Origin of the sequence: Brevibacterium permense (assembly GCF_025506275.1) — a bacterium.
GTDB lineage: Bacteria > Actinomycetota > Actinomycetes > Actinomycetales > Brevibacteriaceae > Brevibacterium > Brevibacterium permense_A.
On the sequence record NZ_QYCP01000095.1, the window covers coordinates 19,586 to 45,374 of the forward strand.

The window sequence follows — 25,789 nt, forward strand, 5'->3', positions numbered from 1 at the left end:
AGAAATGTCATTGACACGCAATCAGATGGCGGCCCGTGCCGCCCAGGAACTCGAAGACGGCAGCTACGTCAACCTCGGCATCGGCATGCCGACCCTGGTGCCCAATTTTCTGCCCGAGGGTGTCCACCTCGTGCTCCAGTCGGAGAACGGCCTGCTCGGCGTCGGCCCATACCCGACCGAGGATGAGATCGACCCCGACCTCATCAACGCGGGCAAGGAGATCGTCACGATGAACCCGGGCGCCGCGTACTTCGACTCTGCGGCGAGCTTCGGGATGATCCGCGGCGGCAAGATCAACGCCGCGATCCTCGGCGCCATGCAGGTAGCCACGAACGGAGACATCGCGAACTGGATGATCCCGGGCAAGATGGTCAAGGGCATGGGCGGCGCGATGGACCTCGTGCACGGTGCCCAGCGCGTCATCGTCATCATGGACCACGTCGCCAAGGACGGTTCGCACAAACTGCTGAAGTCGTGCGAACTGCCGCTGACCGGAAAGGGCGTCGTCGAGCGCATCATCACCGACATCGCCGTACTCGACGTCAGCGGTGACGCGTTCACCCTCGTCGAACTCGCCCCGGGCGTGACCGTCGACGAAGTCAAGGAGAAGACCGGCGCCGAGGTGATCGTCCCCGAGGACGTCGCCACCATCGAGGTCGCCGCCTGAGTTCCAGGTGACCGGCCCCGGCCCGACCCGAGAAGTGTCCGAACGAGGACACTTGGTGATCGAACAGTGGTCACGTTCGGATGCTCTGATCGCTCAGAAGTATCCGAACGTGACCACTGTTCTGTGTTCTGCTGCCAGCGCACCGCAGTCTTGACCGCCCACGCGCCAGCGTCGACCGCCGCCGAACACCGGATTCGTCCGTCAGGGCCGTCGGGCGTTGCTCGACGCCGTTGGAAACGCAGATTGTTGGGTCGATCCACGGTGGTTACGTAGAAATCACCGCAGATCGATCCGACAATCACTCTGCAGTGGCCCTGCACACCGATCAGCAGTGGTGAGTAAGCATTCGCAGAGGCGAGTTGAGCAGACGAGCTCAGCCGCCGGTGGTGGCGGACAGCGCGTGCTCAGCGGCCGGCAGCTCCGGAGTTCAGTCCGGTGGTCGCCACGAACAGGTCGCCGTGGCCATCGGCCGTCACCGTCGGTTCGTTGGCCGCGATGAACGCGCTCTTCCCCCGTTCGAGGGTGAGCGTCGAGCCGAGCGAGCTGAGTGTGACAGTTCCCGCGGTGCACAGCACGATCGCCGCACCGCGCCGTTCCACCGTCGTCGTGCGCGGGCATCGCAGTGCCTGCAGAGCGAAATCATCGGTGGGTCCCAGCAGCATTCCCGAGTGATCGGGCTCGACCATCCGAGGTGCGCCAGCGTGGAAGTCCGTGATCTTCGACAGCTGTTCGATGTCGACGTGCTTCGAGGTCAGCCCGCCGCGCACGACGTTGTCGCTCGAGGCCATGATCTCGATGCCTGTGCCGAAGAGGTAGGCATGCAGCACTCCGGCGTCCATGGTCAGCGCTTCACCCGGCTGCAGGTGAACTCGGTTGAGCATGAGTCCGACCAACGTACCGGGGTCATGGGGATAGTCGGTGACGAGCTCGCAGAACGTCTGCGCCGGGTCGACCGCACTGCCCGACCGGCTGATGTGTCCGACCGGCAGTTCGTCGATTCCGTGGGCAGCCACCTCGTCGACGAGCCCGGGCGTCCGCGGATCGCTGAGGATGATTTCGACGGCTCGAGACAGCGCCTTGGACTCGCTGAAGGACTTCAGCGCTGCGATGATCGCTCCGAGCACGTCCAAGGACGGCGGAGTCAGCGGCTGGGAGAGCATCCGTTCGAATGTGGCTCGCACGGCCTTGCGCGGGCGGAATCCCGTGAGCGCGTGGAAGTCGGTGAGTGCGTAGATGAGCTCCGGTTTCGCCGAGGCGTCTTTGAAGTTCCGGTCGGGAGCGTCCAGTGCCGGTCCGGTCGCTTCCTCGGCGGCGAATCCGGCCCGGGCCTGTGCGCGGTTCGGGTGCACCTGGATCGACAGGGCCTTGCTCGCCGAGAGCACCTTGAGCAGGAACGGCAGTCGCGCTCCGAAGGACTCGAGGGAGTCATGGCCGAGCAGACCTTCAGGGTCCCCCGCCAGGTACTCGATGAGGTTGGGTCCGAGCCGAGGCTCGGCCTCGGTCGCCACGCTGCCCGTCGTCTGCTGCCCGCCGAGGCGGTTCTGCCGTTCCAGCGGAGCCTGAGCCCGCTTGTGCCCGACATCGACTCGAGAGGGGCTGACCGGATGTGCTCCGAGCCAGAGTTCCGCGCAGGGGGTGCCGTCCGGGACTGTGCCGAGGATCGCGGGAATCGCGTCGGTGCTGCCCCATTCGAACTTCTTGACCGTATTGTGCAGACGATGCACTGCGGGCCCCCTTTGACAGGATCGAGTCGGATTCGTATCCGGTGATTTCCGGTTGTGCTCAGTCCAGCCTAGCCCCGCTGTCGTGGCCGGGGTCGGCACTTCACTGACTGTTCAGCCGAAGTCACAATCTATTCACCGCTTGTCACCTGCACAGATACATATGGCCCGGTCACTGCCGCGTCCGGAATCGTCTGGGAAACCAGACAATGCCCCGAGGGAGATCCACAATGGGATCGTCCTCGGGGCACTGGCCGGCAGGCGGTGTATGCCCTGTCCTCGATGCCTGGTGTCAGCCGACTACGCGGATGACCTTGGCTCCACGGTTCAGCATCCAGCTGTAGCTGCGCTTCGTGGTGTTCGTCCGCGTCGAGCCTGCATCGTACATCTGACCCTTGGTCTCGGAGATGATTCCGATATGACCGGGAATCCAGATCAGGTCGCCGGCCTTGGCGTCCTTGAGCGAGATCTCCTTGCCGGCGTAACGCTGCTGACTGGTTGTGCGCGGCAGTTTGATGCCGTTCTTGCCATAGACGTACTGGGTGTAGCCCGAGCAGTCCCAACCGGACTTCGGCGAGGTGCCGCCCCAGACGTACTTGACGCCGAGGTTGGACTTCGCATCCTTGATGATGGACGCACGCTGGGCCGCGATCTTCTCGGCCTTGGACGGCTTGTCCTTCTTCTTGTCGTCGTCCTTCTTCTTATCGTCCTTGGACTTGTCATCCTTGGACTTGTCGTCCTTCTTGGAGTCGTCCTTGGACTTGTCGTCCTTCTTGGAGTCGTCCTTGGACTTGTCGTCTTTCGATCCCTTGTCGTCTGCAGAACCTTCCCCGGAGTCTGCAGGCGACTTGTCATCTGTGGAATCGTCTCCCGGCGGCGTCGAGCCGCCCGGAGCATTGTCGTCGCTGACTCCGCCGGCGATCGAACCCTTGGGAGAGAACTCGGTGGTCCCGTAGCCTTCGGCCCAGACCAGACGTGCGCCTTGGAAGAGCTGCTCACCGCGGCCCTTCTTGTAGACCACGTCCGACTTGGGGTAACCGAGGTGCCCCTTGACGGTCCCCTTGTCACCCCAGTACTTCATGATCGTGCCGGAGGTGTAGTGAGCGCCGGTGGTCTTCGACCAGTAGAACGAGCCCTTCTCGAAGCGCTGCGCGACGCCCCCGCCCTTGAGGCCGCCCTTCTCCGCAGAGGTGGGCAGCCCCAAGTCGGTGACTGCATTGCCCTTGTATGCCGAAGCAATCGCTCCGGACAGGTGGTAGGCGCCGGTCTTCTTGGACCAGTAGACGGTGCCCTTCTCGAACTTCTGTGCCTTGGCACCAGCGACGCCCTTGACGTCGTATTCCTTGCCGAGAGCCTTGCCGAGCTTGTTCTTCTCGGCGTACTTCTCGATCGAGGTCTTCGCCTTCGGCTTCTCGGTCTTCTTGTCGTCGTCCTTCTTGGAATCGTCGTCCTTGGACTTGTCGTCCGAACCGCCCTTGCTGTCGCTGGGCTGTTCGCCGGTCTTCAGGATCGAGTTGACCGTCGAGCGCATCTCACCCAGCTTGGCGTAGAAGGCGTCACCCGGGCAGTCGGTCTGTCCCAGATCGCGGTGGCCGACCAGGTTCGACTTCGTCGCCTTGGAGATTCCGTTGATCGAGAACTTCCAGGCGATCGCGGAGGCGACGGCGTCGCGTGTCTTCTTCGGCGGGGCCGCGCTGTTGTAGGTACCCAGCACGGAGATGCCGAAGGTTCCGGTGTTGTGTCCGGCAACGTGAGCGCCGATGACGGCCTTCGAGACGTCACCGCCGCGGGCGTGCCAGAGGCGGCCGTACTTGTCTGCGACGACGTTGTATCCGATGTCATTCCAGCCGCGGCCCTGCTGGTGGTAGGCCTGAATACCACGGATGATTCCGGGAACGTCGGCAGCCGAGTAGCTGTTCGAGCCGGAGGTGTGGTGAACAACGGCCTGCTTGATGCCGCTGGCGTAGTCGGGGCTGCCGCGGTAGGCCTTGGCACCCCACGAGCTGCGCGAGCCGATCTTCGGCTTCGACACCTTCTTCGCCACGGTGTCCACCGTCGACGATCCGGGTACGTAGTTCTGGTTGGTCACCGTCGCACCGGCGGCCGCGTCGACGTTCTCTGCGGATGCCGCCTCGGCGTCGGTCGCGTCCTCGGTCGACTGCTCCGGCGCGGTTTCAGCACCGGCGGAGTCGCCGCCGACCTGATCGTCGAGCTCGACGGGATCGTTCTCGGCGACGGCCTGAGCGTCGCCGGCGTCCCGCTTCGGATCGACGAGGACGAGCTCGGCCTCGCTCGGTGCGGAGTCACCGAGGATGCGCATCTGCACAGCGGAAGCGTTCGACACCGTCATCGGCTCCGAACCCTTGTTCTGGGCTTCTTCCTGCTGCTCTTCGTCCAGGGTGTCCCAATTGCCCCATTCCGACCCCTGCTTGGTGCGGACCTGGATGCGGATATTGGACTTCGACTCGGAGAAGGTGAAGCCGACAAGGCTCGGGTTGTTCGCGGGAACATCGAGGACATCGGAGATGAGCGCGATGTTCACTCCGTCTTCGGTCTTCTGACGGACCGAACCGGAGATGTCGTCTTCGCCCTCGACCTTCGACTCGTCGGACGAATCCTTCGCGTCCTCGTCCTCGGACTTCGGGGTCTCGGTCTCTGCGCCCTCGGCAGGAGCCTGCTCGGTCTCGGACGGAGCCGATCCCTCGGACGGCGCGGCCTCGTCGTCTCCGGAGGTCAGTCCGGCGGAGACGTTGTTGACCGCACCCGCAGACGCCGACGCCGACGCGTTGACGATATCGGGCACCTTGGCCGAGGCCAGGGCAGTCTGCGATTTGAAGATATTCGGCAGATTGCTCGTGGCGCTCTGATTGGCGGCAGTGGCGGTGGAATCACTGGAATCGCGGGCACCAGGGACGTTGAGTCCTTCTTTGCTGACGTTCAGCGCCTCTTTGGACACATCAGGCGACGTCGTGGCTGCGGAAGCCGACGGTGCCGTGACCGCTAAGGTGCCGACCAGCGCAATAGAAGCGCAGCCCGCAACAGTGGGCAATAGATATTTCATCGTTACAGCCTTTTCGAGGAAGACAGGGAAGTTCAGGCCTCGAGGTCCCCTTCACCGTTGGCAGAACGGTGGGCAACCCCAACATCTCAAAATTGTTACACATTTTCGGCGTGTCAGACTAGCCACAGAGCAGAATATTCTAATTACACGAGTGTGGTTCCCAGTATTGGCAAGGGACACACCGAGCAAAAGATTTTCCCGGAATCGTCATGGGATCGGCCGGTTCGGTCATTGGTCTCATCACGACCGACCCCACTGCGGCGCCTCACGGCACGTAGCAGATCGCCTTTGCGTCGGCTTCTTCGCCGTTGTCAGCAGAGGTGTCGCCGGCACCCTGCGCCAGCAGCTGCGGCCCTGAACCGGGGTTCGGATCGAGTCCCACATCGACTCCGGCGGCGGCTGACAGGTCGCTTCCGGGAACCGAGAACGCGCCTTTGTCCCCTTCGGAGGACTTCGACGACTCCTCGATCTTATCGGCTACCAGCTGATGTGCCACATCGAAGTCGGGCTGCGACGGAGTGATGCGCGGCGGGGTGAGGTCGACGGAATCGATCTTCTGCGATTTCACCTTGAGCGCGAGGTCGACGAACGAGTCCACCTGAGACGATGGGATGTCCGTCGACACGGCCCCCGGAGTGGCTTTCGCGATCGACTGGTAGCGGGTGAGCACCGTGGCCGGGTCTAGCTGTTTGACCATCGCCGTCTGTACGCAGCGCTGGCGGACCATCCGCTCGTAGTCGCTGGAGAACTCTCGGGAGCGGGCGAACCACAGCGCGTGGAAGCCGTCGAGCTTCTGTTTGCCCGGTTCGATCCATCCCTTGACCGGCCCATGCTCGCCCGTGGTCGGATCGACCTTCGACGAGATCGGCACTCGCTTGCCGGAGACGAGGGTGATTCCGCCGAGGGAGTCGATGAGGTTCTCGAATCCCTTGAGGTTGATCATCGCGTAGTACTGGACCTCGAGGCCGGTGGCGCCCGAAACGGCGTCCATCGTCGCCTGCTCGCCGGCAGTCTTCGGGTCCTCGAACTCATCCTTGTGCTGTTCGCCCTGCTGGAAGACGGCGTTGAGCAGGCATTCGTCCCCGCAGTTGTATCCCTGCGGGTAATGCTTGTGCAGCGGAGAGTCGTCCGGGAACGGCACATTCTCCATATTGCGAGGCAGGCCGATGATGACGGATTTGCCGGTCTTCGCATCGATCGAGACCAGCGACAGCGAGTCCGGTCGGATTCCTGTCCGCCCTTTTCCGGCGTCCGAACCCAGCAGCAGGATGTTGTATCGGCCGTCGACGGGTTTGAGTGCCTTGCCCGAGGCGAACAGGTCGCTCATCAGTCCGCGCTGCGAGTTGAGAATCGTCGTCCCCCAAGCCAAGGGGCCCACGACGATGAGCAGGAGAGCACAGAAGGCCGCCACGAAGCGTTTGCGGGCCCTTCGGGAGATCGTGACGATCCGGATGCGGCGCAGGGTGTCGAACAGGCACACCGCCCAGTTGATCGCAATGACGGGCACCCAGATGGTCAGAAATGTGAGGATGAACGGGTTCGTGCCGATGGTGAAGAGGAACGTCCGGCTGATGAGGACGATCACACCGGCGATCAGGGCAAGGATCCAGCTGATGGCGGTGATCGACAGAGAGATCTTCGCCCAGCGGCGGTGGCCGAAGAGCAGCTGCACTCCCCCGGGCACGAGAGCCGTGACGAGAAGCAGAAGCCACGCCCGCACATCACGCGTCGGCTGCGAAGCATACGACGGGTGGCGGATCGGGTCCACATATCTCGTTTCGGCCACTGACTTCCCTTCGCTTCGGGCTCTGCTCACGGACTGCTTCCGGCATCGACATCCGCGGGTGGCCACGCACAGGTCGCATCGCCCCAGAGGATGTCCACAGCAGACAACTGTGCCAAAGAGACTTCAGAGTCCACTGTGTTCACCTATTGTGTCGCGTGAGAACCATCGATTCCGGCACATCCGCGCCGCGCATGTCGGATTCGTCGCGTGTGCAATTCTTCACAGACAGAAGAACGGGCACCGCAGACTCCCCGTCCGGGGAAACCACGGCACCCGTTCGAGACGGATCGGCCGGCACCGAGCAGCCTTGACCATGTGCGGCCAGCAGCTCAGACCTCGAGCCCGGTTCAGGCGAGGAGCTTGCGTCCCATCACCATGCGCTGGATCTGATTGGTGCCTTCGTAGATCTGCGTGATCTTCGCATCGCGCATCATCCGCTCGACCGGGTGGTCGACGACGTAGCCGGCACCGCCGAGCAGCTGCACGGCGTCAGTGGTGATCTCCATCGCGGCATCGGAGGCGAAGGCCTTCGCCGCGGCGCCGAAGTACGTGAGGTCGTCGTCGCCGCGTTCGCTCTTGGCGGCAGCGGTGTAGGTCAGCTGGCGTGCAGCCTCGAGCTTCATGCCCATATCGGCGAGCGTGAACTGGATCGCCTGATTATCGGCGATCGACTTGCCGAACTGCTGCCGATCCTTGACGTAGGCCAAGGCGTAGTCGAGCGCGCCCTGGGCGACGCCGACGGCCTGCGCGGCGATCGTGACTCGAGTGTGGTCGAGGGTGCGCAGGGCGATCTTCAGACCTTCCCCGGGCTCACCGACGATGCGGTCGCCGGGCAGGCGGACGTTGTCGAAGAGGAGCTCGCGGGTGGGCGAGCCTTTGATGCCGAGCTTGCGCTCCTTCTCACCGAAGGTGAAGCCCTCATCGGACTTCTCGACGACGAAGGCGGAGATGTTGCGTCCGCGGGCTCCGTCGGGGTCGGTCACGGCCATGACCGTGTAGTACTCGGATACTCCGGCGTTGGTGATCCAGGTCTTGACACCATTGAGGATCCAGTCGTCGCCGTCGCGTTCGGCGCGGGTCTTCATCGATGCGGTGTCGGATCCGGCTTCGCGCTCGGACAGTCCGTAGGAGAATCCTGCTTCTCCAGCGGCCACGGACGGGAAGTACTTCTTCTTGATCTCTTCGCTGCCTCCGAGCTGTACGGGCATGCTGCCGAGTTTGTTCACAGCCGGAATCAGCGAGGACGAGACGCAGCCGCGTGCGACCTCTTCGATGATGATCGCCACTGCCAGCGCATCAGCACCCATGCCCCCGTACTCTTCGGGGATGTGTGCGGCGAAGAAATCCGTCTCGACGAGGGCGTCGTGCGCCTCCTGCGGGTAGCGGGAGTCTGCGTCGACCTCGGCCGCGAATGGCGCGATCTTCTTCTCGACGACATTGCGGACCGCGGCGCGGATCTCTTCGTGCTCTTCGCTGGGCTGGTACAGGTCGAACATCATTCTCCTCAGACTTATCAAACGTTCAGCAAGCCCTATTATTCCGGCAGCGCCCTGCCTTTGTCGAGAGCGACCTGCCGCAGCTGGCTGCGATAGTCGTCGAGACGTGTGCGCACAGCCTCGGCTTCGGTGCCATGCCCGGCCCCGAGGATGCGCGCCGCCAGCAGGCCGGCGTTCTTGGCGCCGCCGATCGAAACGGCGGCCACGGGAACCCCTCCGGGCATCTGCACGATGGACAGCAGCGAGTCCATTCCGTCGAGGTACTTCAGGGGCACGGGGACTCCGATGACCGGAAGCGAGGTCATCGACGCAATCATTCCGGGCAGATGGGCTGCTCCCCCGGCTCCGGCGATGATCACTCGGACGCCGCGAGCGGCCGCGGACTTAGCCCAGTCGACCATGTCCTCGGGCATGCGGTGGGCAGAGACCACCTCGGCGCTCGATTCGATGCCGAGTTCGTCGAGGGCGTCGGCGGCGGCTTTCATCGTCGGCCAGTCCGAGTCCGAGCCCATGACGATGCCGACCGGAGCCGCCGTCGGAGTGGAGCCTTCATTTGCTGTGGTCATTTGTGTTTCCTTCGTTGCAGGCGGTTGATACCCGCGGATGGGTGCCGGGTGGGTCCGGGGTGCAGTCGGCGCCGGGACTCAGCGTGTGCCGGATTCGCTCTCGGCCCGGAGGTTCTCCGGCGCGGGCATCTGCGGATGCGGATCGACGTCGACGCCGGCGATGAAATCGGCGGCATGCCGCGCTCGAGCGAGCACGAGCTGCCGATCCTCGCCGTAGGCATTTACGTGGCCGACCTTCCGACCCGGGCGCACCCCCTTGCCGTAGAGGTGGACCTTGACCGCCGGGTCGTGAGCCATGACGTGCAGGTAAGGCTGATAGAGGTCCTCGTGATCAGCGCCGAGGATGTTGACCATCACGGACACGTCCTCCCGTGCCGCGGGGCTGCCGAGTGGAAGGTCGAGGACCGCGCGGAGGTGCTGCTCGAATTGGCTCGTCACCGCTCCGTCCTGGGTCCAGTGACCAGTATTGTGCGGACGCATCGCGAATTCGTTGATGAGGAAGCCCTCGGCAGTCTCGAACATCTCCATCGCCATGACGCCGGTGACTTCGAGGGTGCCGGCGACCGTGAGGATCGCTTCGGTGATGGCCCGCGCCTTCTCATCACGCAGATCGGGAGCCGGGGCGATGGCCTCCTTGCACACGCCGTTCTGCTGCCAGGTCTCGACGACCGGCCATACTGCGGTCTGTCCCATCGGGGACCTCCCGACCATGACGGCGAGCTCCCGGGTGAAGTCGACCTTCTCCTCGGCGAGCAGCTGGGGAACCTCGTTCAGCCACTCGACGGCCTCGTCGAGGCTGTCGATGACGCGCACTCCCTTGCCGTCATAGCCTCCGCGGGGCGTCTTGAGGATGAAGGGGTATCCGACTCGAGCGGCGAACGCTTCGACATCGGCGGCCGAGGTGATCTCCGCCCATGCGGGGTTGGGCAGACCGAGCTCGTCCATCTTCGTGCGCATCCGGATCTTGTCCTGAGCGAAGATAAGGGCATCGGGTCCGGGGCGCACTGCGTGTCCGGCCTCGACAAGGGCCTGCAGATGCTCAGGTGGGACGTGTTCGTGGTCGAAGGTGATGACGTCGACGGTCTCGGCGAAGGCCTTGAGAGTCCGATAGTCCGTATAGTCACCGACGGTCACCTCGTTGATGACCTGTGTGGCGGGGGCGTCGCCGGTCTCCGCGAGAACGGAGAAGCGGACGCCGAGGGCTTCTGCGGCGGGGGCGAGCATGCGTGCCAGTTGTCCGCCGCCAATGACACCGATTCGAGGAAAAGTCACGTGTTCCATCCTATCTTCCGCGCCTGTCGCGGATCGACTGCGGTCATAGCGTGGATCAGCCGAGCGGTCGGCAGCTCATCTCAGTCCCAGTCGCCACAGTGAGGTCACTTCGGCGCTGCGCGCAGCGTGGAGCGCGTCGGCGGTATCAGCGGCGCGGGGATGGCGGGGCACCGTGTCGATGCGTTCGAGCACGCGCAGTCCTGCCGCCTCGATGCGTTCGCGGAGTTCACCTGAGGGCCTGAGGCCCAATCGTTCGGCGAGGTCCGAGATGATCAGCCATCCCTCCCCAGCCGGTGTGAGGTGGTCGGTCAGCATCTCGACGAAGCGATGGAGGACAGTGGAGTCCGGATCGTAGATGCCTATCTCGAGTGCCGAGGTCGGCTGGGCCGGCAGCCACGGCGGATTGCACACGATGAGGTCGGCACGACCAGGCGGAAACAGGTCGGCCTCGATCACGCTCACATCGGCACCAGGACAGAGACGGTCGAGGTTCTCACTGGCGCAGGCGACGGCGCGCGGGTTGATGTCGGTGGCCACCACTGTCGCAGCGCCGCGCCGCAGCAGGATCGCGGCGAGGACTCCGGTCCCCGTTCCGAGGTCGAATGCGGTGCCGGTCGTCCGCGCGGAATCCGTGCCGGTCGAAACCGAACCGGCATTCCTTCCCCACGGCAGGCGCGTCTGCGCGACGAGATCGAGGTACTCTCCCCGCACAGGCGAGAAGACGCCGTAGCGCGGGTGGACGGAATCGCCCAGAGCCGGGATCTCGACTCCTCGCAGCTGCCATTCATAAGCGCTGAGCACTCCGCCGAGTTCGATGAGCGACACGCAGACCGGTCCGTCGGCCGGGCCGTAGGCGGCGCGGCAGGCGGCGGCGACGTCGGGGGCACGGCGCAGGGCGAGGCCGAAGTCCGGGCCGAGCTCGACGACCACTCTGCCGAGCAGCCGGGCCCGCTGCGCAATGGCGTCACGTTCCGCGAAGAATGACAGAGCGGGATCGAGAGCAGGGCCATCGCTGTCCCCGGATCCCACGAATTGGTCTCTGCCCCGTCTGTCGCGGGATCGACCCCGGCCGCCGCGACGGCTGCCGGAACGTCGGCCCCCTGTGGTTTCACGGTTTCCGCCTCGGTCGCCTCTGAGCCGACGGCTCATCGCCTGGACGAGTTGACGGCCGTTGTGGAAGTCTCCGCGCCACAGCAGTCCAACTCCGGCGCGTGCCAACCGGCAGGCTTCGTCGGCGGTTGTCTCGTCTCCGATGATCTGCACATTCGCGGGAGGCGGCGCACCGTTCTCCGAATGCCAGTCGGCTGCGCGGCCGATGCCGTCCTCGGTCCAGCGGATCGTCGTCAACGGGTGCTCCCAGAAGGTCGGTGGTCAGTCATCTCGGCTGCAGTCGGCACCGCTCACACGACGAGCAGCGGGATCTGCAGCTCCTGCTCCGTGGTGGAACCATGGTGACCGATGAGGGCCAGCGCCGAGGCGGATTCCACTTCCGAATCGACCACGGCGAAGCCATCGGTGCAGATGACAAGGAAATCCCCGATCCGCGGATAGACGTGCGGGGCGACTGGACCGAAATAGCCGCGGTCGATCGCCGAGGCTTTCGGCAGGATGAGCCCGCGGTCGCCGAGCGTCTCCTGCCAGACCGAGAGCACGTCCGCCTCCGCGCCCTCAGCGGCGTAGAGATGCAGTGCGCGCGGCTCTCCGCCGACGTGGCGCAGGCCGGCCTTGAGCTCAGGGAGTTCAGCGAGGTCGAAACGACGTTCGTGGTCGACGTCGACCATGCCGTGGTCGGCGGTCATGAGCATGGTCGCGTCGTGCGGCAGGTCGGAGGCGAGTCGGGACAGGGCGAGATCGACGCGTTCGAGTTCTTCGGTCCAAGCGGCGGAGTCCGCACCGTGCACATGACCGGTCTTGTCGAGATTGCCCCAATAGAGGTAGACGAGGCGGCGGCCCGGAGCCCTCGCTTCGGCCAGGGCCTGGGCACAGCGCTCCTCCAGGGTCTTCGAGTCCCGGAATCTGCCGCCGCGCAGCGAGGCCCGGTTGAGGCCGCGTCCGGCGAACTTCTTCTCTCCGAGGCTGACCACATCGATTCCGGCATCGGTGAGGCGTTCGAAGAGCGTCGCATCGGGGACCCAGGCTACGGGGTCGACGTCGAGGTTCCACGTCAGCTGGTTGAACACCGCGTCCTTCTCCGGGTCGAGGACGCGGTAGCCGACCACGCCGTGGGCGCCGGGCAGGCGGCCCGTGGCCAATGACGACAGAGAGTTCGCCGTCGTCGACGGGAATCCGGCGGACAGGGTGCGGCGTGTTCCGGCCTGCGACCGGAAGAAGGGAGTGTATCCGCTGTAGCGGCGCAGCTGCTGCTCCCCGAGACCGTCGATGAGCACGACGATCGTCGCCCGGGACTCCCGGTCGAGTCCGAGCGTTCGTGCACGGCCGGACATCGGCGCATCGAGGGCGTCGGCCGCACCGAGGCTCAGCGCCGCGGCGGGAACGACATCGGAGAGCATGGGACCCGCATAGTCCGGGGGCCCCAGGGGCTCAGCACCGGATGGGAACTGCTGCCTTTGACTCGTCGAGTCCTCGCTCATCAGCGGCGCGACCGCAGCCGGGCGTGGAAGACTGCGGCGCGAAGCTTCCCAGCGAAGTCGGCCATTCGGTCGACGGCGGCCTGCCCTTCGGCCTCGGCCGAGACCCGGAGCATGACATCCTCGGCGAAGATCGATCCGCCGTATCCGTGATCGCCCATGCAGTTGGGATCTCCGCAGGTCTCGGGGAAGGCCTCGATGCGCTTCGACGCACCCCACGACATGGTCAGCGAGACCTCGACGGGCTTGTCGCCGGGATTGTAGGCGGCTGGATCGGCGAAGGTGCGGCCGACCATCACGGTGCCCAGGCGATCGAGTTCGATGTCCTCGCTGCTCGTGACGGCGCGGGGTTTGGCGCCGGGTTCCGCGTTCGGATCGTCATCGACGTGAGCCAGCAGGAGGCGGGTCTCGGTGAGGACGAAGGCGGTGACATGCCGGTGGATGGATTCGATGTCGACATGTGTGTCGATGTGGACGAAGTGGGCCAAGACCGGTTCGTCGTAGAGCGAGTCGGCGAGGATGCCCTGAGTGAGCTGGGGATAGTAGCCGGCCGACTGCAGATCGTGAACGAGAACTTCGGGTAATGCCATGCCCACCATTGTGCCCCACTCCTCTGACTTGTCCCAGCGAGGTCGGCCATATCCGGACGTCCGACGCATATGCTGGGACCATGGAAGACTATCCTGCCGGGTGGGAAGCCGATGTCGTCCTCCGCGACGGCGGCACCGCCCACCTTCGCCCGATCACCCCTGACGATTCCGCTGCTCTGGCCCGCATGCACGAAGCCCAATCGCCGGAGTCCGTCTACCTGCGCTTCTTCGCTCCGCTGCCCCGGCTTCCCAAACGCGACCTCGACCGCTTCGTCAACGTCGACCACCGCGACCGAGTGGCGCTGATCATGCTCATCGGCGACGACATCATCGGCGTCGGCCGCTTCGATCGGATCAGCGACACCGACGCCGAGGTGGCGTTCAACATCGCCGACGCCCACCAGGGTCGCGGGGTCGGTTCGATCCTGCTGGAGCATCTGGCCGCGGCCGCGCGCGAATCGGGGATCCAGCGATTCACCGCCGAGGTGCTTCCCCAGAACCGGTCGATGCTGCAGGTCTTCCAAGCCGCCGGCTACGAGGTCTCCCGCGGGTTCGATGACGGTGTCGTGGCCGTGAAGTTCGACATCGATCCCACGGCACGGTCCATCGAAGTGCAGGCCTCCAGGGAGCACAGGGCCGAGGCCCTGAGCGTGCGCACGGTCCTCCACCCCGCCTCGGTGGCGGTGATCGGCGCCAGCCGCAAACGCAACTCCACCGGCCATCTGCTCATCCGCAACATCACGGCCGCGAAGTTCACCGGCGACCTGTGGGTCGTCCACCCCGAAGCCGATCAGATCGCCGGCGTCCAGGCCTATCCGAGCCTCGCCGATCTGCCGGGCAAGGCCGACCTCGCGGTCATCGCCGTGCCCGCCGAATCCGTCACCGAGGTGGTCAAGGACTGTGCCGTGCACGGGGTCAAAGCTGTGCTCGTCATCTCCTCCGGATTCGCCGAGACCGGTCCCGAAGGGGCCGAACTCCAGCGCCGCATGGTCGCAACCTCCCGCGCCTACGGAATGCGCGTGGTCGGGCCGAACTCCTTCGGACTGGTCAACGAGGCCGCCGACATCTCGCTCAACGCCTCCCTGGCCCCGTTCCTCCCGGCCTCCGGAACGCTCGGGCTCTTCAGTCAGTCCGGAGCCCTCGGCACCGCCCTGCTAGCGGCGGCGAAGACCCGCGGACTGGGCATCTCCACCTTCGTCTCCGCAGGCAACCGCGCCGACCTCTCCGGCAACGACCTCCTCCAGTACTGGGAGGAGGATCCGGCCACGCAGACCGTCGGCCTCTACCTCGAATCCATCGGCAACCCGCGCAAGTTCTCGCGCATCGCCCGTCGAGTCTCCCGCGTCAAACCCGTCGTCGTCATCAAGTCCGACCTCACGGGCCGGGAGCTGCCGCCCGGACATATCGTGCGCACCTCTTCCCTGGCGCCGAACACTCTCGACCAGGTGCTCGAGCAGGCGGGAGTGATCCGCGCGGATACGATCCACCAGCTCTTCGACCTCACCCAGGTGTTCTCGACCCAGAAGCTGCCGGCGGGCCGCCGGGTCGGGGTCATCGGCAACTCCGCGGCGATGAGTACCCTGATCATGCAGCGCGCCCGTTCCGAAGGTCTGCGCGTCGACACCGAGCCCGTGTCCCTGCACCCCGAGGTCGATGCGGAGACCTTCCGGACCGAACTCGATGCGATGTATGCCCGCGACGACATCGACTCCGTCATCGTCACCTTCACTCCGTCGGCTGGTGCGGAGGAGACCGAGATCGCCGGGCTGCTGTCCGAGTCAGCGGCACGCTCGGGGAAGACCACGGTCGCCTGCTTCCTCGGCATCCACGGTGTCCAAGACGAACTGACCACGTACCTCACCGATGAGGCGGGCAGCCGGGTCTCCCACACCGTCCCCAGCTACATCGGTCCCGAAGATGCTGTGTGGGCTCTGGCCAGGGCCACGGACTATGCCCGGTGGAGGGCCGCCGACCACGGGCGCTACACCGAGCTCGACGACATCGATGACAAGAAGGTGCGGACGATCATCGACGCAGCCCTGGAAGGGGCACAGTCGGGCTCCCCCGTCAGGCTCGAACGCGACGACGTCCGCGACCTGCTCAGCGCCTACGGAATCGAGGTGCTTCCCTACGTCACGGCATCCTCGGTGGACGAAGGAATCGCCGCGGCTGAGAAGATCGGGTATCCGGTCGCCCTCAAGGCCGTGACCACGGTGCTGCGGCATCGGATGGAGCTCGGCGGTGTGCGCCTGAACATCGACTCCCCCGAGGAGCTCGCCGAGGATTTCACCGCGATCCAGGAGACCATCCGGCAGCTGGCCGGTGAGGATGAACCGCTCGTCGACGTCCAAGCTATGGCCCCGCATGGTGTCCCCTGCGTCCTCCGCGCCGGTGAGGATCCGCTGCTCGGTCCGCTGCTGGCGTTCTCATTGGCCGGGGACACCACCGAGCTGCTCGGCGATGTCGCTCATCGGGTCGCCCCGATCACCGACAAGGAGGCCGGGGACATGATCCGGTCGATCAAGGCCTCCCCGCGGCTGTTCGGCTATCGCGGTCTGCCGCCGATGAACATCGAACCGCTGCGCAATGTGCTGGAGAGGCTCGCTGTGCTGGTGGAGAACCATCCGCAGATCCTCGAGCTCGTCATCCACCCGATGGTCGCCACAGAGACCGAGTCGCATGTGCTCAGCGCCCACGTCGACCTCCTGCCCGACCCGACTCGGATCGACAGCACCCGTCGACTGCTGAGCTGAGACGGATCGGAGCAGACACCCGCCCAGCTGAAAGGAGAATCCATACTCGCCGCAGGCCGTCTTCGAATTTCACTGTCACAGCGGCATATTGGCGCGTCCTATACCAATTCGCAGACTTGACGGGTAGTGTCTGTATCCGTTCACCACGAAATGTTATGAATTCGTGTTTTAATGAATGGCCGCTCCGGCGGCCATTGTCTGTGGCCAGTCACTGGTCATCCACCGTCCCAGGCGCCCGCGTTCAGCAGGTGTCCCACGAGAGCGAGGCCTCACAGTCATGATTTCGCGCAGAGACGTAGTCACCGACTCCGCGATCGCCGTAGTCGCCGAACAAGGAGTCCGCGGACTCACACATCGGGCAGTCGATGCACTGGCCGAACTGCCGGTGGGGTCGACTTCGAATGTCTACCGCACCCGCGATGCCTTGATCACCGGAATCATGGAGCGCATCGGAGAGCTCAACTCCCAGCAGCTCGAACGCCTGCCGGAGCTCGTGCGTGCTCCGGGCGCGGACCCGATCGAGGTCGCCGTCGACTTCTGCATGAACTGGCTGACCACGGACCGCAACCGGTTCTACACGATGATGATGCTCAGCCTGGATCCGGCGCTGCCGCCGGAGGCAGTGATCGCCAAGGAGAAGAACCTCCGCGCGATCAGAGAATTCATCATGCGATTCGCCGGCATCGACGCCGAGTATGCGCAGCGGGTCAACAGCTCGGTGGCGGGCATGATGGTCGGCGAACTCGTCGCCGGCACGGCCGATCGTTCGCATGTCGAGGCGTACCTCAAGGAGTTCTTCCAGTGGCTGCGCAGCGGCCGCGAAGATGCCTGAGCTCCGACACGAACCCTCCGGGAACGCCCGATTGAGCAGGAGTTCGCAAATCGAACGCTAGAATCGACGGGTGCCCTCCCCCACTGAGGTCAGGCCTCGGCGCGGGCGGGTGTTCGAATCGAACAGATCGTGCGTCAAAGGAGTTCCATGCCCGAAGGCAGAGTCATCGAAGTCGACGTCTCCTCAGAGATGGAGAGTTCGTTCCTCGAATATGCGGTCTCGGTCATCCACTCCCGCGCCCTGCCCGATGCCAGGGACGGTCTCAAACCCGTCCAGCGTCGCATCGTCTACCAGATGGGCGATATGGGGCTGCGCCCCGACCGCGGACATGTGAAGTCCTCCCGCATCGTCGGCGATGTCATGGGCAAGCTCCACCCGCACGGCGACACCGCGATCTATGACGCCCTCGTGCGCCTCAGCCAGGGCTTCATCATGCGTGTGCCCTTGGTCGACGGCCACGGCAATTTCGGCTCCCTCGACGATGGTCCCGCTGCCCCGCGCTACACCGAGGCTCGACTGACGACCGCGTCGATGCACATGATCGCCGGGCTCGACGAAGACGTCGTCGACTTCGTGCCGAACTACGACAACACGCTCACCCAGCCCGAGGTTCTGCCCAGCGCCTTCCCGAATCTGCTCATCAACGGCGCCTCGGGCATCGCCGTCGGCATGGCCACGAACATGGCCCCGCACAATCCCGGCGAAGTCATCGCCGCCTGCGCCCACCTCATCCGCAATCCCGATGCCGGACTCTCGGAGCTCATGCGCTTCATCCCCGGCCCGGATCTGCCCACCGGCGGGCGGATCATCGGCCTCGACGGCGTGCGCGAGGCCTATGAGTCCGGTCGCGGCACCTTCCGCACCCGCGCCACCGTGTCCATCGAGAACATCAGTGCCCGCCGCAAGGGTATCGTCGTCACCGAACTGCCCTACCTCGTGGGACCGGAGAAGGTCGTGTCGAAGGTCAAGGACGCGGTCGGGGCGAAGAAGCTGTCCGGAATCGCCTCGATCGATGACTATTCGGATCGCAAGAACGGCATGCGTCTGGTCATCGGCGTGAAGAACGGCTTCAACCCCGAGGCGGTGCTGGCCGAGCTCTACCGCCAGACGCCGCTCGAGGAATCGTTCAGCATCAACAACGTCTGCCTCGTAGAGGGACAGCCGCGGACCTTGGGACTGCGCGAGCTGCTCATGGTCTACCTCTCCCATCGCATCGACGTGGTGCGCAGGCGCACGGTCTTCCAGCTGCGCAAGGCCAAGGACCGGCTCCACCTCGTCGAAGGTCTGCTCATTGCGATCCTCGACATCGATGAGGTCATCCAACTCATCCGCTCCTCGGACGATGCAGCCACGGCCCGCACCCGCCTCATGGACGTCTTCGAGCTCTCCGAGCTGCAGGCGACCTACATCCTCGATCTGCAGCTGCGCCGGCTCACGAAGTTCTCGCGTCTCGAGCTCGAGGCCGAACGCGACGAGCTGAAGAAGACGATCGACTACCTCGAATCGCTGCTCGCCGATGAGGCGAAGCTGCGCGAACTCGTCGCCTCGGAGCTGGAGTCCACTGCCGAGGTCATCGGCTCTCCGCGACGCACCGTCCTCATCGAAGGCTCGATGAAGGAGCTGACGGCCAAGGGCAAGAAGGCTCCTTCGAACCTCAAGATCGCCGATTCTCCCTGCCGGGTGCTGCTGTCGACGTCGGGACGCATTGCGCGCACCTCCGATGCCGCTCCGCTGGCACGTGAGGGTCGCCGCTCCAGCCATGACGCGCTGGTCTCGGAGATCGTCACCACCACTCAGGGCAAGGTCGGTGCCATCACCACCACCGGTCGACTGCACATGGTCGACGTCGTCGATCTGCCCGCCCTGCCGCCGGCCGCGGCACGGCCCAATGTCGCCGGCGGTGTGAAGATCGCCGAATATGCGGCGCTGGAGAAGAACGAGAAGATCATCGGTCTGGTCGACCTCGACCGGGAATTCGTCCTCGGCACCGCCGACGGCGTCGTCAAACGCGTGTCGGTGGCCGGTCGGCCGAACAAGAACGAGTGGGAAGTCATCACCCTCAAGGGCAAAGACTCCGTCGTCGGAGTCGCCCAACCCGAGGACATCGACGATTCCCTCTCCGTGTTCGTGACCTCGAATGCTCAGCTGCTCGCCTTCGACGCCTCCGGTCTTCGCGCCCAGGGCTGGAACGCCTCGGGTGTGGCCGGAATCAAGGTGGCCGCCGAGGCGAAGGTGATCTTCTTCGGTATGACCCCGAAGGCGGCGAAGACCGACGAGGACGGTGCCGCGGATGCCGAGCTCGGCAGCTTCGCGGTCGTCACGATCGCCAGCGGTGAGAACTTCTACGGTGCCCCATCCTCGTCGATCAAGGTCAGCGAATTCTCCGAGTTCCCGACCAAGGGTCGCGCCACCTCCGGGGTGCGCGCCCACAAGTTCCTCAAGGGCGAAACCGAACTGTCGCTGGCCTGGGTCGGCGACTCTCCGCAGGCTGCGGCCACCGCCGGCGGTGCACGTACTCTTCCGGCCGAGCTGTCCCGTCGCGATGGGACGGGATCGCCGTTGGAGTCGAAGATCGATGTCATCGGCACCCTGCCCCGCCTCGGCGGCGCCGAATCCCACGACTACTCCCCGGCGGCCGACGATGGCAGTTCGGCTAAGGCTGCAGCCGACGCCGAAGCTGACGCGGAGTCTGCGTCCGGCATCGGCAAAAAGAAGCCGAAGTCCGGAGGACAGCGATCCGCGGGCGAGAAGCAACGGAAACAGCAGGGACTGGCGACCAGTTTCGATGAGCTCGATCTCGACCTCGACGAGGCCAAGGACGAGATCGCGCGGTCGAAGTTCGACACCGAAGGCGCCGTGATCGTCTCCCATGACGAGGACGATGAGGACGAGGACTCCGCCCTGTTCTGAGCTCAGGGCCGACTCAACGGCGGGTACTGGCCCCGGCAGTCGGCACAACGGCTGGGCCCACCACCTCGGTGTCGGGCTCAGCCGTCGGTCACTGGTCTGAGTTCTCGGGATCGTCGTCGAGGTCGAGGCGCATCTTGGCTGCGGTGCCGCGCTTCATCTCACCGATGGCGGTCTCGCCGAGTCCGTGCAGCGAAATCGAATCGCGCGGTTCGAAGACGTAGTCGTCCGAGGCCGAGAGCACTCGTGCGGTCTCCTCGTCGGTGAAGATCGTTCCGGGATCGGCCACGGCTGTCAGACGGGCGGCGAGGTTGACGCTGGAGCCGAAGATATCGCCGAGGCGGGAGAGCACCCGTCCCCAGACGAAGCCGACGCGCGCCTGGGGCAGGTCCTCGGCGGCGGTGACACGCTCCATCAGCGTCATGGCGATCTCGGCCCCGGCCAGAGGGGTCGACGCGGCGAAGAACACTTCATCGCCGACGGTCTTGATGACCCGTCCGCCGCCGGTGGCGACGATGTTGTAGGCCATGCCCTGGAACTCCTGGACCATGTCCGCCAGCTGCCGTGGCTCCATCTTCTGTGACAGGCGGGTGAAGGAGACGAGGTCGATGAACCCGACGGCGCGGGCCAACGGCATCGAGGAGTCGTACCAGCCCTGCCGGTTGTCCATGGCCAGCCCGTCGGAGACGTTGACGTTGAGACGACCCATGACGTCGGCGAGGTTGCGCCGCCAGGAGTAGGTGAGCATCTTCTGCAGCGGGTCGATCATCTCTTCGACGACGGCCAGGGCATCCCGGCGTGCTTCCGGGTCGGTCAGTCCCTTCTCCTCGGTGAGGAATTCGACGAGAGTCTCCATCTGCCAGACGACGAGGCGGTCCGTCGTCTGACCGATCGCCCGGGCCAGGGACAGCGCAGTGGTCTGGTCGATGAGTCCGTCGGCGACGGGCTTGGCCCAGATCCGCAGGGCGTGCGCATCGCTGACGGTGTAGGCCTTATCCGTCGGCTTCGCCTGGGACATGCCGAGCGCCCGCCACATCTTCCGGGCCGAGACCGTGGAGATCCCGCCGAGTTTCGCGGCCTCCCGTCGGTTGAGGACGCGCTTGCCGTCGAGCAGGATCTCTTCGAGTCGTTCGGCCGCAGTTCGGGTCTCATAGATCGTGTCGTCGAAGTCGGGACCGTCCGCGTCGAGAGCTCCGTCGGCGTCGTCCTCGTCGATGATCGGCAGCGCTGTGGTGCGCGGATCCTCACGCAGTCCGCTGAAGAAGTCCTCATCGACGTCGATGTCCGGGTCGGCGTCGGCCGCATACGCATCGACAGCATCCGCGGGGGTTGCGCCGGGATCAGCCGTGACCTCGTCGGCGAGCTGCACGCCTACCTCTCCTGCCTGAGGAGCGGACCCCGTCAGACCGCCGACAGGCTCGTCGTCGCCGTCGGCGTCATCATACGCAACGCCCGCACTCGACGCGGCCGCCTCCTCGGGGAGGGTTTCCGGGGAACGGTCGTCCGCCTCGGCGGTCGACGAGGTCTCACCGTCGTCCTTCGACTCCGGACTCGGCGAAGAATCAGGGTCGGACCGGCTAACCGACTCCGTCCGGGGTGCGACATCGGACGGGGACTGAGAGGTCGGCTGCGATGCGTCGGTGGACCTGGGCGTGTCGCTGTGCGACTGGATGCCGACGTCGGCCGTCCGAGTCTCCGTGGAGGTGCCTGCGGCTTCTCCGACCTCGGGTGTGCCCAGCCGTTCCGGTTCGACGATGTCGAATCCGGCGGTGAAGTCCGAAACCGCCATCAGTCTTCGCTCCTCTCCGCAGCGGTCGGGTACGCGGCCGGACGCAGATGGTGGACGTCGCCGGCGCTGAGCGACACCTGATCGTCGATGATGAGGTCGGCTCCGGCGTCCAGCCCCGTGGCGGTGCCGATGATGTCGGAACCGTCGGGTTTCTCCACCCGGACCCTCGACCCGAGCGTCACCATATGATCACGCATTCTCCGCGCTGTGCGGCTGTCGCGGAAATCCTCATCTCCATAGTCGATCAGCTCTCTGTAGCAGGGGATCAGTGTGCCGAGAATCGAGACTAGCAACGCTTCATGATCAATTTCTGAACCGTCGACTCCGGTTTCGATCGCCAGCGAGCTCGCGTCTTCGCGCGGCAGATCAGCAGGCTCCAACCGGGTGTTCAGCCCCATCCCCAACACGGTCTGCGGTCCGCCGGCCAGGGGTTCGACGCGTGCGAGGATCCCACACAGCTTCCTGCCCTCGGCGGTGAGCACGTCGTTGGGCCATTTGATCGCGGCGGGCACCCCCGCCTCGGTGACGGCGGAGTGTACGGCTTCACCGGCGATGAGCGGGATCCATCCCCATTGGGAGAACCCGGCCGGGGGTGTGAGCAGAATCGACCACGTCAGCGACCGGCGGGCGGGCACCGTCCAGGTCCGGCCCAGTCGGCCGTGTCCGGCGCATTGGAAGTCGGTGCCGCGAATGGTGAATTCGGCCACGGGCGAACCGGCGTCGGCTCCTTCTCGGACCATTCGCGCAAGTTCGTCATTCGTCGACGTGCAGCTATCGTCCCAGATCAGCGGAGGAAGCGAGAAGCCTCGGTCCGCAGCGGTGCGGCGCACGGAGTCGACGTCGACGAGGAGGGAATTGTGTTGGCTGTTCACCAGTCCACTCTAGATTCTTTTGGTGAGAGTGCACAACGAAATCTCACGTCATCGTTATTGTGGAGACATGACGGATACTCCACGGACCACAGCCGAGCGCATCGACGCATTCACCCAGCGCCGAGAAGCAGCCCACACGGGCAATCAGCGCTCGGTGGACAACCAGCACAAGCGCGGCAAACAGACCGCCCGTGAACGCATCGACGCTCTCCTCGACGCCGACTCCTTCCAGGAGATCGACGAATTCGCCCGCCATCACAATCACCAGTTCGGGATGCAGAACAACCGCCCCGACGGTGACGGAGTCGTCTGCGGACTGGGCACGATCGAAGGCAAGACCGTCGCGGTCTTCGCTCACGACTTCACCGTCCTCGGCGGATCCCTCGCCGAAGCCAACGGCCGCAAGATCGTCAAGGTGCAGAAGCTCGCTCTCAAGCTCGGCTGCCCGATCATCGGCATCAACGACTCGGGAGGCGCCCGGATCCAGGAAGGCGTCGGATCGATTGCGCTGTTCGCCGAGATCTTCCGCCTCAATGTCGCCTCGTCGGGAGTGATCCCCCAGATCTCGCTCATCATGGGTCCCTCGGCCGGCGGCGCCGTGTACTCCCCCGCACTGACCGACGTCACGATCATGGTCGATCAGATCAGCCACATGTACATCACCGGTCCCGACGTCATCAAGACCGTCACGGGAGAGTCCGTCGGCCATGAGGAGCTCGGCGGCGGACGGACGAACAATACCGTGTCCGGAAACGCCCACTACCTGGCCTCGGATGAGGACGATGCGCTCAACTATGTGCGCGATCTACTTTCGTTCCTGCCGCAGAACAACCTCGACCCAGCCGATGCCGATGAGTTCGAGTCCGATCTGTCGGTGACTCCAGAGGACGAGGCGCTGGATACGCTCATGCCGGATTCGCCTTCGCAGCCCTACGACATCCTCGACGTCGTCACCACGATCCTCGACGACGGCGATTTCCTGCAGGTATCTGAGCTCTTCGCTCCGAACGTCGTCACCGGCTTCGGCCGCGTCGAAGGTGTGAGCGTCGGCGTCATCGCCAACCAGCCCATGCAGCTGGCCGGCACCCTCGACATCGACGCCTCGGAGAAGGCCGCACGCTTCGTGCGCCTCTGCGATGCCTTCAACCTGCCGATCCTCACCTTCGTCGATGTGCCCGGGTTCCTGCCGGGCACCGACCAGGAGTACGGCGGCATCATCCGCCGCGGCGCCAAGCTCATCTACGCCTACGGCGAGGCCACCGTTCCGCTCGTCACCCTCATCACCCGCAAGGCCTACGGCGGCGCGTACTGCGTGATGGGGTCGAAGCAGCTAGGTGCCGATATCAATCTCGCCTGGCCGAGCGCGCAGATCGCGGTCATGGGTGCCCAGGGTGCGGCAAACATCGTCTACCGTCGTAAGCTCAAGGCCGTCGAAGAGGCCGGAGAGGACGTCGAAGCGGCGCGTGCCGAACTCATCCAGGACTACGAGGATGCGCTGCTCAACCCGTACCTGGCCGCCGAGGAAGGCTACATCGACGCCGTCATCAAGCCGAGCGAGACCCGCAGCCGGATCGTGCGTTCCCTGCGTGCGCTGAAGAACAAGCACGTCGACGCTCCCGCGCGCAAGCACGGTAACATCCCCCTATGAGCGATGATCTGCAGACCGACGCCGAGGCGAACCTGCCCGGCGAAGTCGACGCCGAGGTGACCGGCCCCGGCGAGGACGCGGCCGCCGAGGAGGGCGAGGCCACAGCCTCAGACGGGGCGCTGCGGGTGCCCTCCGTGGAGGGACGCTCACAGGTGCGCGCCGATGACGGCGAACCGATCAGCGACGAGATGGCCAGTGCGGCGGCTGTGGCCGCGGTCGTGGCGATCCGTCAGGTGGCGATCGCCTATGCGGCCCAGCAGGCCAGCGCGGAGGCCGAGTCCGAAACGCGCAAGGGCGATCGGGCGGGTTTCCGGGCTCCACGCCGCAATGTGCGCAAGCGCCTCCCTCAGACCTGGGACCAGCACCTGGGTCGCTGAGGCCCCGTCGGCTCCGGCCTTCAACGGACTCCCGTACTGAGGTCGGGTCTCCCGTGCCCACTGTCGAGTTAAACGGCAGCGGCGACCGACGGTCCTCTTTTCCAGACTGCTGTATCTCTAATCGGCTTCTTCGCGGAAGAGCGCACGCAGTTCGTCGAAGAGTCTGTCGATCACTGGTCCCGGATCTCCGTCGACTCGTCGCATACGGGTGAATGTCGCCTTGAGCGCCATCATCGCCAAGGCGGCGACGGCTTCGGCTCGTGGGGAGACTTCGATATCGTCGTCGGCATAGTCACCGGAGTGAGCCCCCATGACGTCCACCGGCGCCGAGGAGGTCCCGTCGAGTCGGCGTTGGATGATCTGCCGGAAGAGCCGTTCGTTGTTGCCCATCCGCGACATCTGCAGCGGTATCAGCGACGGGTCCCTTTTCAGCATGAGATGGTACTGGTGCATATCGTCGCGCTTCTCCATCCGAGTGGCGACGATGAATGCGAGCAGATGTTCGAGGTCGGCGAGGAGGCGCCCATGGGGTCCCCCGGCTTCGAATTCCTCGATGGCCGGTTGGTCCTCTTCGTCGAAGACGGTGTCCGCGCGACCGAGCAGCGCCTCGTCCTTCGACGAGTAGTAGTTGAAGAAGGTCCGTCGGGAGACTCCGCAGCGCTCACAGATGTCTTCGACGGTGACGTTGTGATAGCCCTTCTCCAGGGCCAGGTCGATGGCGGCACGGCGAAGAGCCTGACCGCGCTCACGCTTCTTGCGTTCGCGCAGTCCCTCGACCGGCGGTGACGCTTGGACCTCTGAACCAGAACTCATGAGAACAGTATTGCAGTCGCTGCATTTTCACCGGAAATGTGCTGAGCGCCC

The 25,789-nt window shown here is 65.0% G+C and carries 18 protein-coding genes; 6 read left to right on the forward strand and 12 right to left on the reverse strand.

Translation table 11 applies throughout. The features are described from left to right. The first annotated feature begins 4 nt into the window (after positions 1-4). Entirely contained in the window at positions 5-667 is a 663-nt protein-coding gene (locus D3I60_RS16455; protein ID WP_262777667.1) for a CoA transferase subunit B, read from the forward strand. Positions 668-1,071: 404 nt separating this feature from the next. Here the strand turns inward: D3I60_RS16455 and manA are convergent, their stop codons facing one another. The 9 genes from manA to D3I60_RS16500 form a co-directional block, all read right to left on the reverse strand. Continuing rightward, on the reverse strand, positions 1,072-2,391 hold the full coding sequence (gene manA, locus D3I60_RS16460; protein ID WP_262777669.1) for a mannose-6-phosphate isomerase, class I: 1,320 nt from the start codon (positions 2,389-2,391) through the stop codon (positions 1,072-1,074). Positions 2,392-2,680: 289 nt separating this feature from the next. After that, a complete protein-coding gene (locus D3I60_RS16465) occupies positions 2,681-5,449 on the reverse strand; it encodes an NlpC/P60 family protein (RefSeq protein WP_262777671.1) in 2,769 nt (922 codons plus the stop codon). Positions 5,450-5,714: 265 nt separating this feature from the next. After that, positions 5,715-7,235, reverse strand: a complete 1,521-nt coding sequence (locus D3I60_RS16470; RefSeq protein WP_262777672.1) for an LCP family protein — start codon at positions 7,233-7,235, stop codon at positions 5,715-5,717. A 347-nt stretch (positions 7,236-7,582) separates the two neighbouring features. After that, the gene (locus tag D3I60_RS16475; protein ID WP_262777674.1) at positions 7,583-8,734 is read right to left on the reverse strand and encodes an acyl-CoA dehydrogenase family protein; all 1,152 of its coding nucleotides are present in this window, start codon (positions 8,732-8,734) and stop codon (positions 7,583-7,585) included. Between the two features lie 35 nt (positions 8,735-8,769). Next, positions 8,770-9,297, reverse strand: coding sequence for a 5-(carboxyamino)imidazole ribonucleotide mutase (gene purE / locus D3I60_RS16480; protein WP_262777676.1), 528 nt, complete (start codon positions 9,295-9,297; stop codon positions 8,770-8,772). 78 nt (positions 9,298-9,375) lie between these two features. Then, the gene (locus D3I60_RS16485; RefSeq protein WP_262777677.1) at positions 9,376-10,578 is read right to left on the reverse strand and encodes a 5-(carboxyamino)imidazole ribonucleotide synthase; all 1,203 of its coding nucleotides are present in this window, start codon (positions 10,576-10,578) and stop codon (positions 9,376-9,378) included. Between the two features lie 66 nt (positions 10,579-10,644). After that, positions 10,645-11,916 carry a class I SAM-dependent methyltransferase gene (locus D3I60_RS16490; RefSeq protein WP_262777679.1) on the reverse strand — a complete coding sequence of 424 codons (1,272 nt, stop codon included), beginning with the start codon at positions 11,914-11,916 and terminating at the stop codon, positions 10,645-10,647. 53 nt (positions 11,917-11,969) lie between these two features. Beyond that, on the reverse strand, positions 11,970-13,079 hold the full coding sequence (locus tag D3I60_RS16495) for an alkaline phosphatase family protein (RefSeq protein ID WP_262777680.1): 1,110 nt from the start codon (positions 13,077-13,079) through the stop codon (positions 11,970-11,972). Positions 13,080-13,159: 80 nt separating this feature from the next. Next, positions 13,160-13,747, reverse strand: coding sequence for a DUF5998 family protein (locus D3I60_RS16500; RefSeq protein ID WP_262777681.1), 588 nt, complete (start codon positions 13,745-13,747; stop codon positions 13,160-13,162). An 80-nt stretch (positions 13,748-13,827) separates the two neighbouring features. Between D3I60_RS16500 and D3I60_RS16505 the strand changes: the two genes are divergently transcribed. The 3 genes from D3I60_RS16505 (at position 13,828) to D3I60_RS16515 (ending at position 20,242) form a co-directional block, all read left to right on the forward strand. Next, the gene (locus D3I60_RS16505; protein WP_262777683.1) at positions 13,828-16,500 is read left to right on the forward strand and encodes a bifunctional acetate--CoA ligase family protein/GNAT family N-acetyltransferase; all 2,673 of its coding nucleotides are present in this window, start codon (positions 13,828-13,830) and stop codon (positions 16,498-16,500) included. A 277-nt stretch (positions 16,501-16,777) separates the two neighbouring features. Then, positions 16,778-17,332, forward strand: coding sequence for a TetR/AcrR family transcriptional regulator (locus tag D3I60_RS16510; RefSeq protein ID WP_262777685.1), 555 nt, complete (start codon positions 16,778-16,780; stop codon positions 17,330-17,332). 147 nt (positions 17,333-17,479) lie between these two features. Beyond that, the gene (locus tag D3I60_RS16515) at positions 17,480-20,242 is read left to right on the forward strand and encodes a DNA gyrase/topoisomerase IV subunit A (protein ID WP_262777687.1); all 2,763 of its coding nucleotides are present in this window, start codon (positions 17,480-17,482) and stop codon (positions 20,240-20,242) included. A gap of 88 nt (positions 20,243-20,330) precedes the next feature. Here D3I60_RS16515 and D3I60_RS16520 read toward each other — a convergent pair whose 3' ends face one another. Beyond that, complete coding sequence (locus tag D3I60_RS16520; RefSeq protein WP_262777688.1) at positions 20,331-22,028, reverse strand: adenylate/guanylate cyclase domain-containing protein; 1,698 nt, start codon at positions 22,026-22,028, stop codon at positions 20,331-20,333. Continuing rightward, positions 22,028-22,900, reverse strand: coding sequence for a biotin--[acetyl-CoA-carboxylase] ligase (locus D3I60_RS16525; protein ID WP_262777690.1), 873 nt, complete (start codon positions 22,898-22,900; stop codon positions 22,028-22,030). The genes D3I60_RS16520 and D3I60_RS16525 overlap by 1 nt, the downstream gene beginning before the upstream one ends. Before the next feature lie 67 nt (positions 22,901-22,967). Here D3I60_RS16525 and D3I60_RS16530 point away from each other — a divergent pair, with 67 nt between their 5' ends. Continuing rightward, complete coding sequence (locus D3I60_RS16530; protein WP_262777691.1) at positions 22,968-24,548, forward strand: acyl-CoA carboxylase subunit beta; 1,581 nt, start codon at positions 22,968-22,970, stop codon at positions 24,546-24,548. Next, positions 24,545-24,925 carry a hypothetical protein gene (locus D3I60_RS16535; protein ID WP_262777693.1) on the forward strand — a complete coding sequence of 127 codons (381 nt, stop codon included), beginning with the start codon at positions 24,545-24,547 and terminating at the stop codon, positions 24,923-24,925. Before D3I60_RS16530 ends, D3I60_RS16535 begins: the two co-directional genes overlap by 4 nt. 117 nt (positions 24,926-25,042) lie before the next feature. On the opposite strand, the gene D3I60_RS16540 is transcribed toward D3I60_RS16535, so the two are convergent. Further along, entirely contained in the window at positions 25,043-25,738 is a 696-nt protein-coding gene (locus D3I60_RS16540; protein WP_262777694.1) for a TetR/AcrR family transcriptional regulator, read from the reverse strand. Positions 25,739-25,789 lie beyond the last annotated feature (51 nt).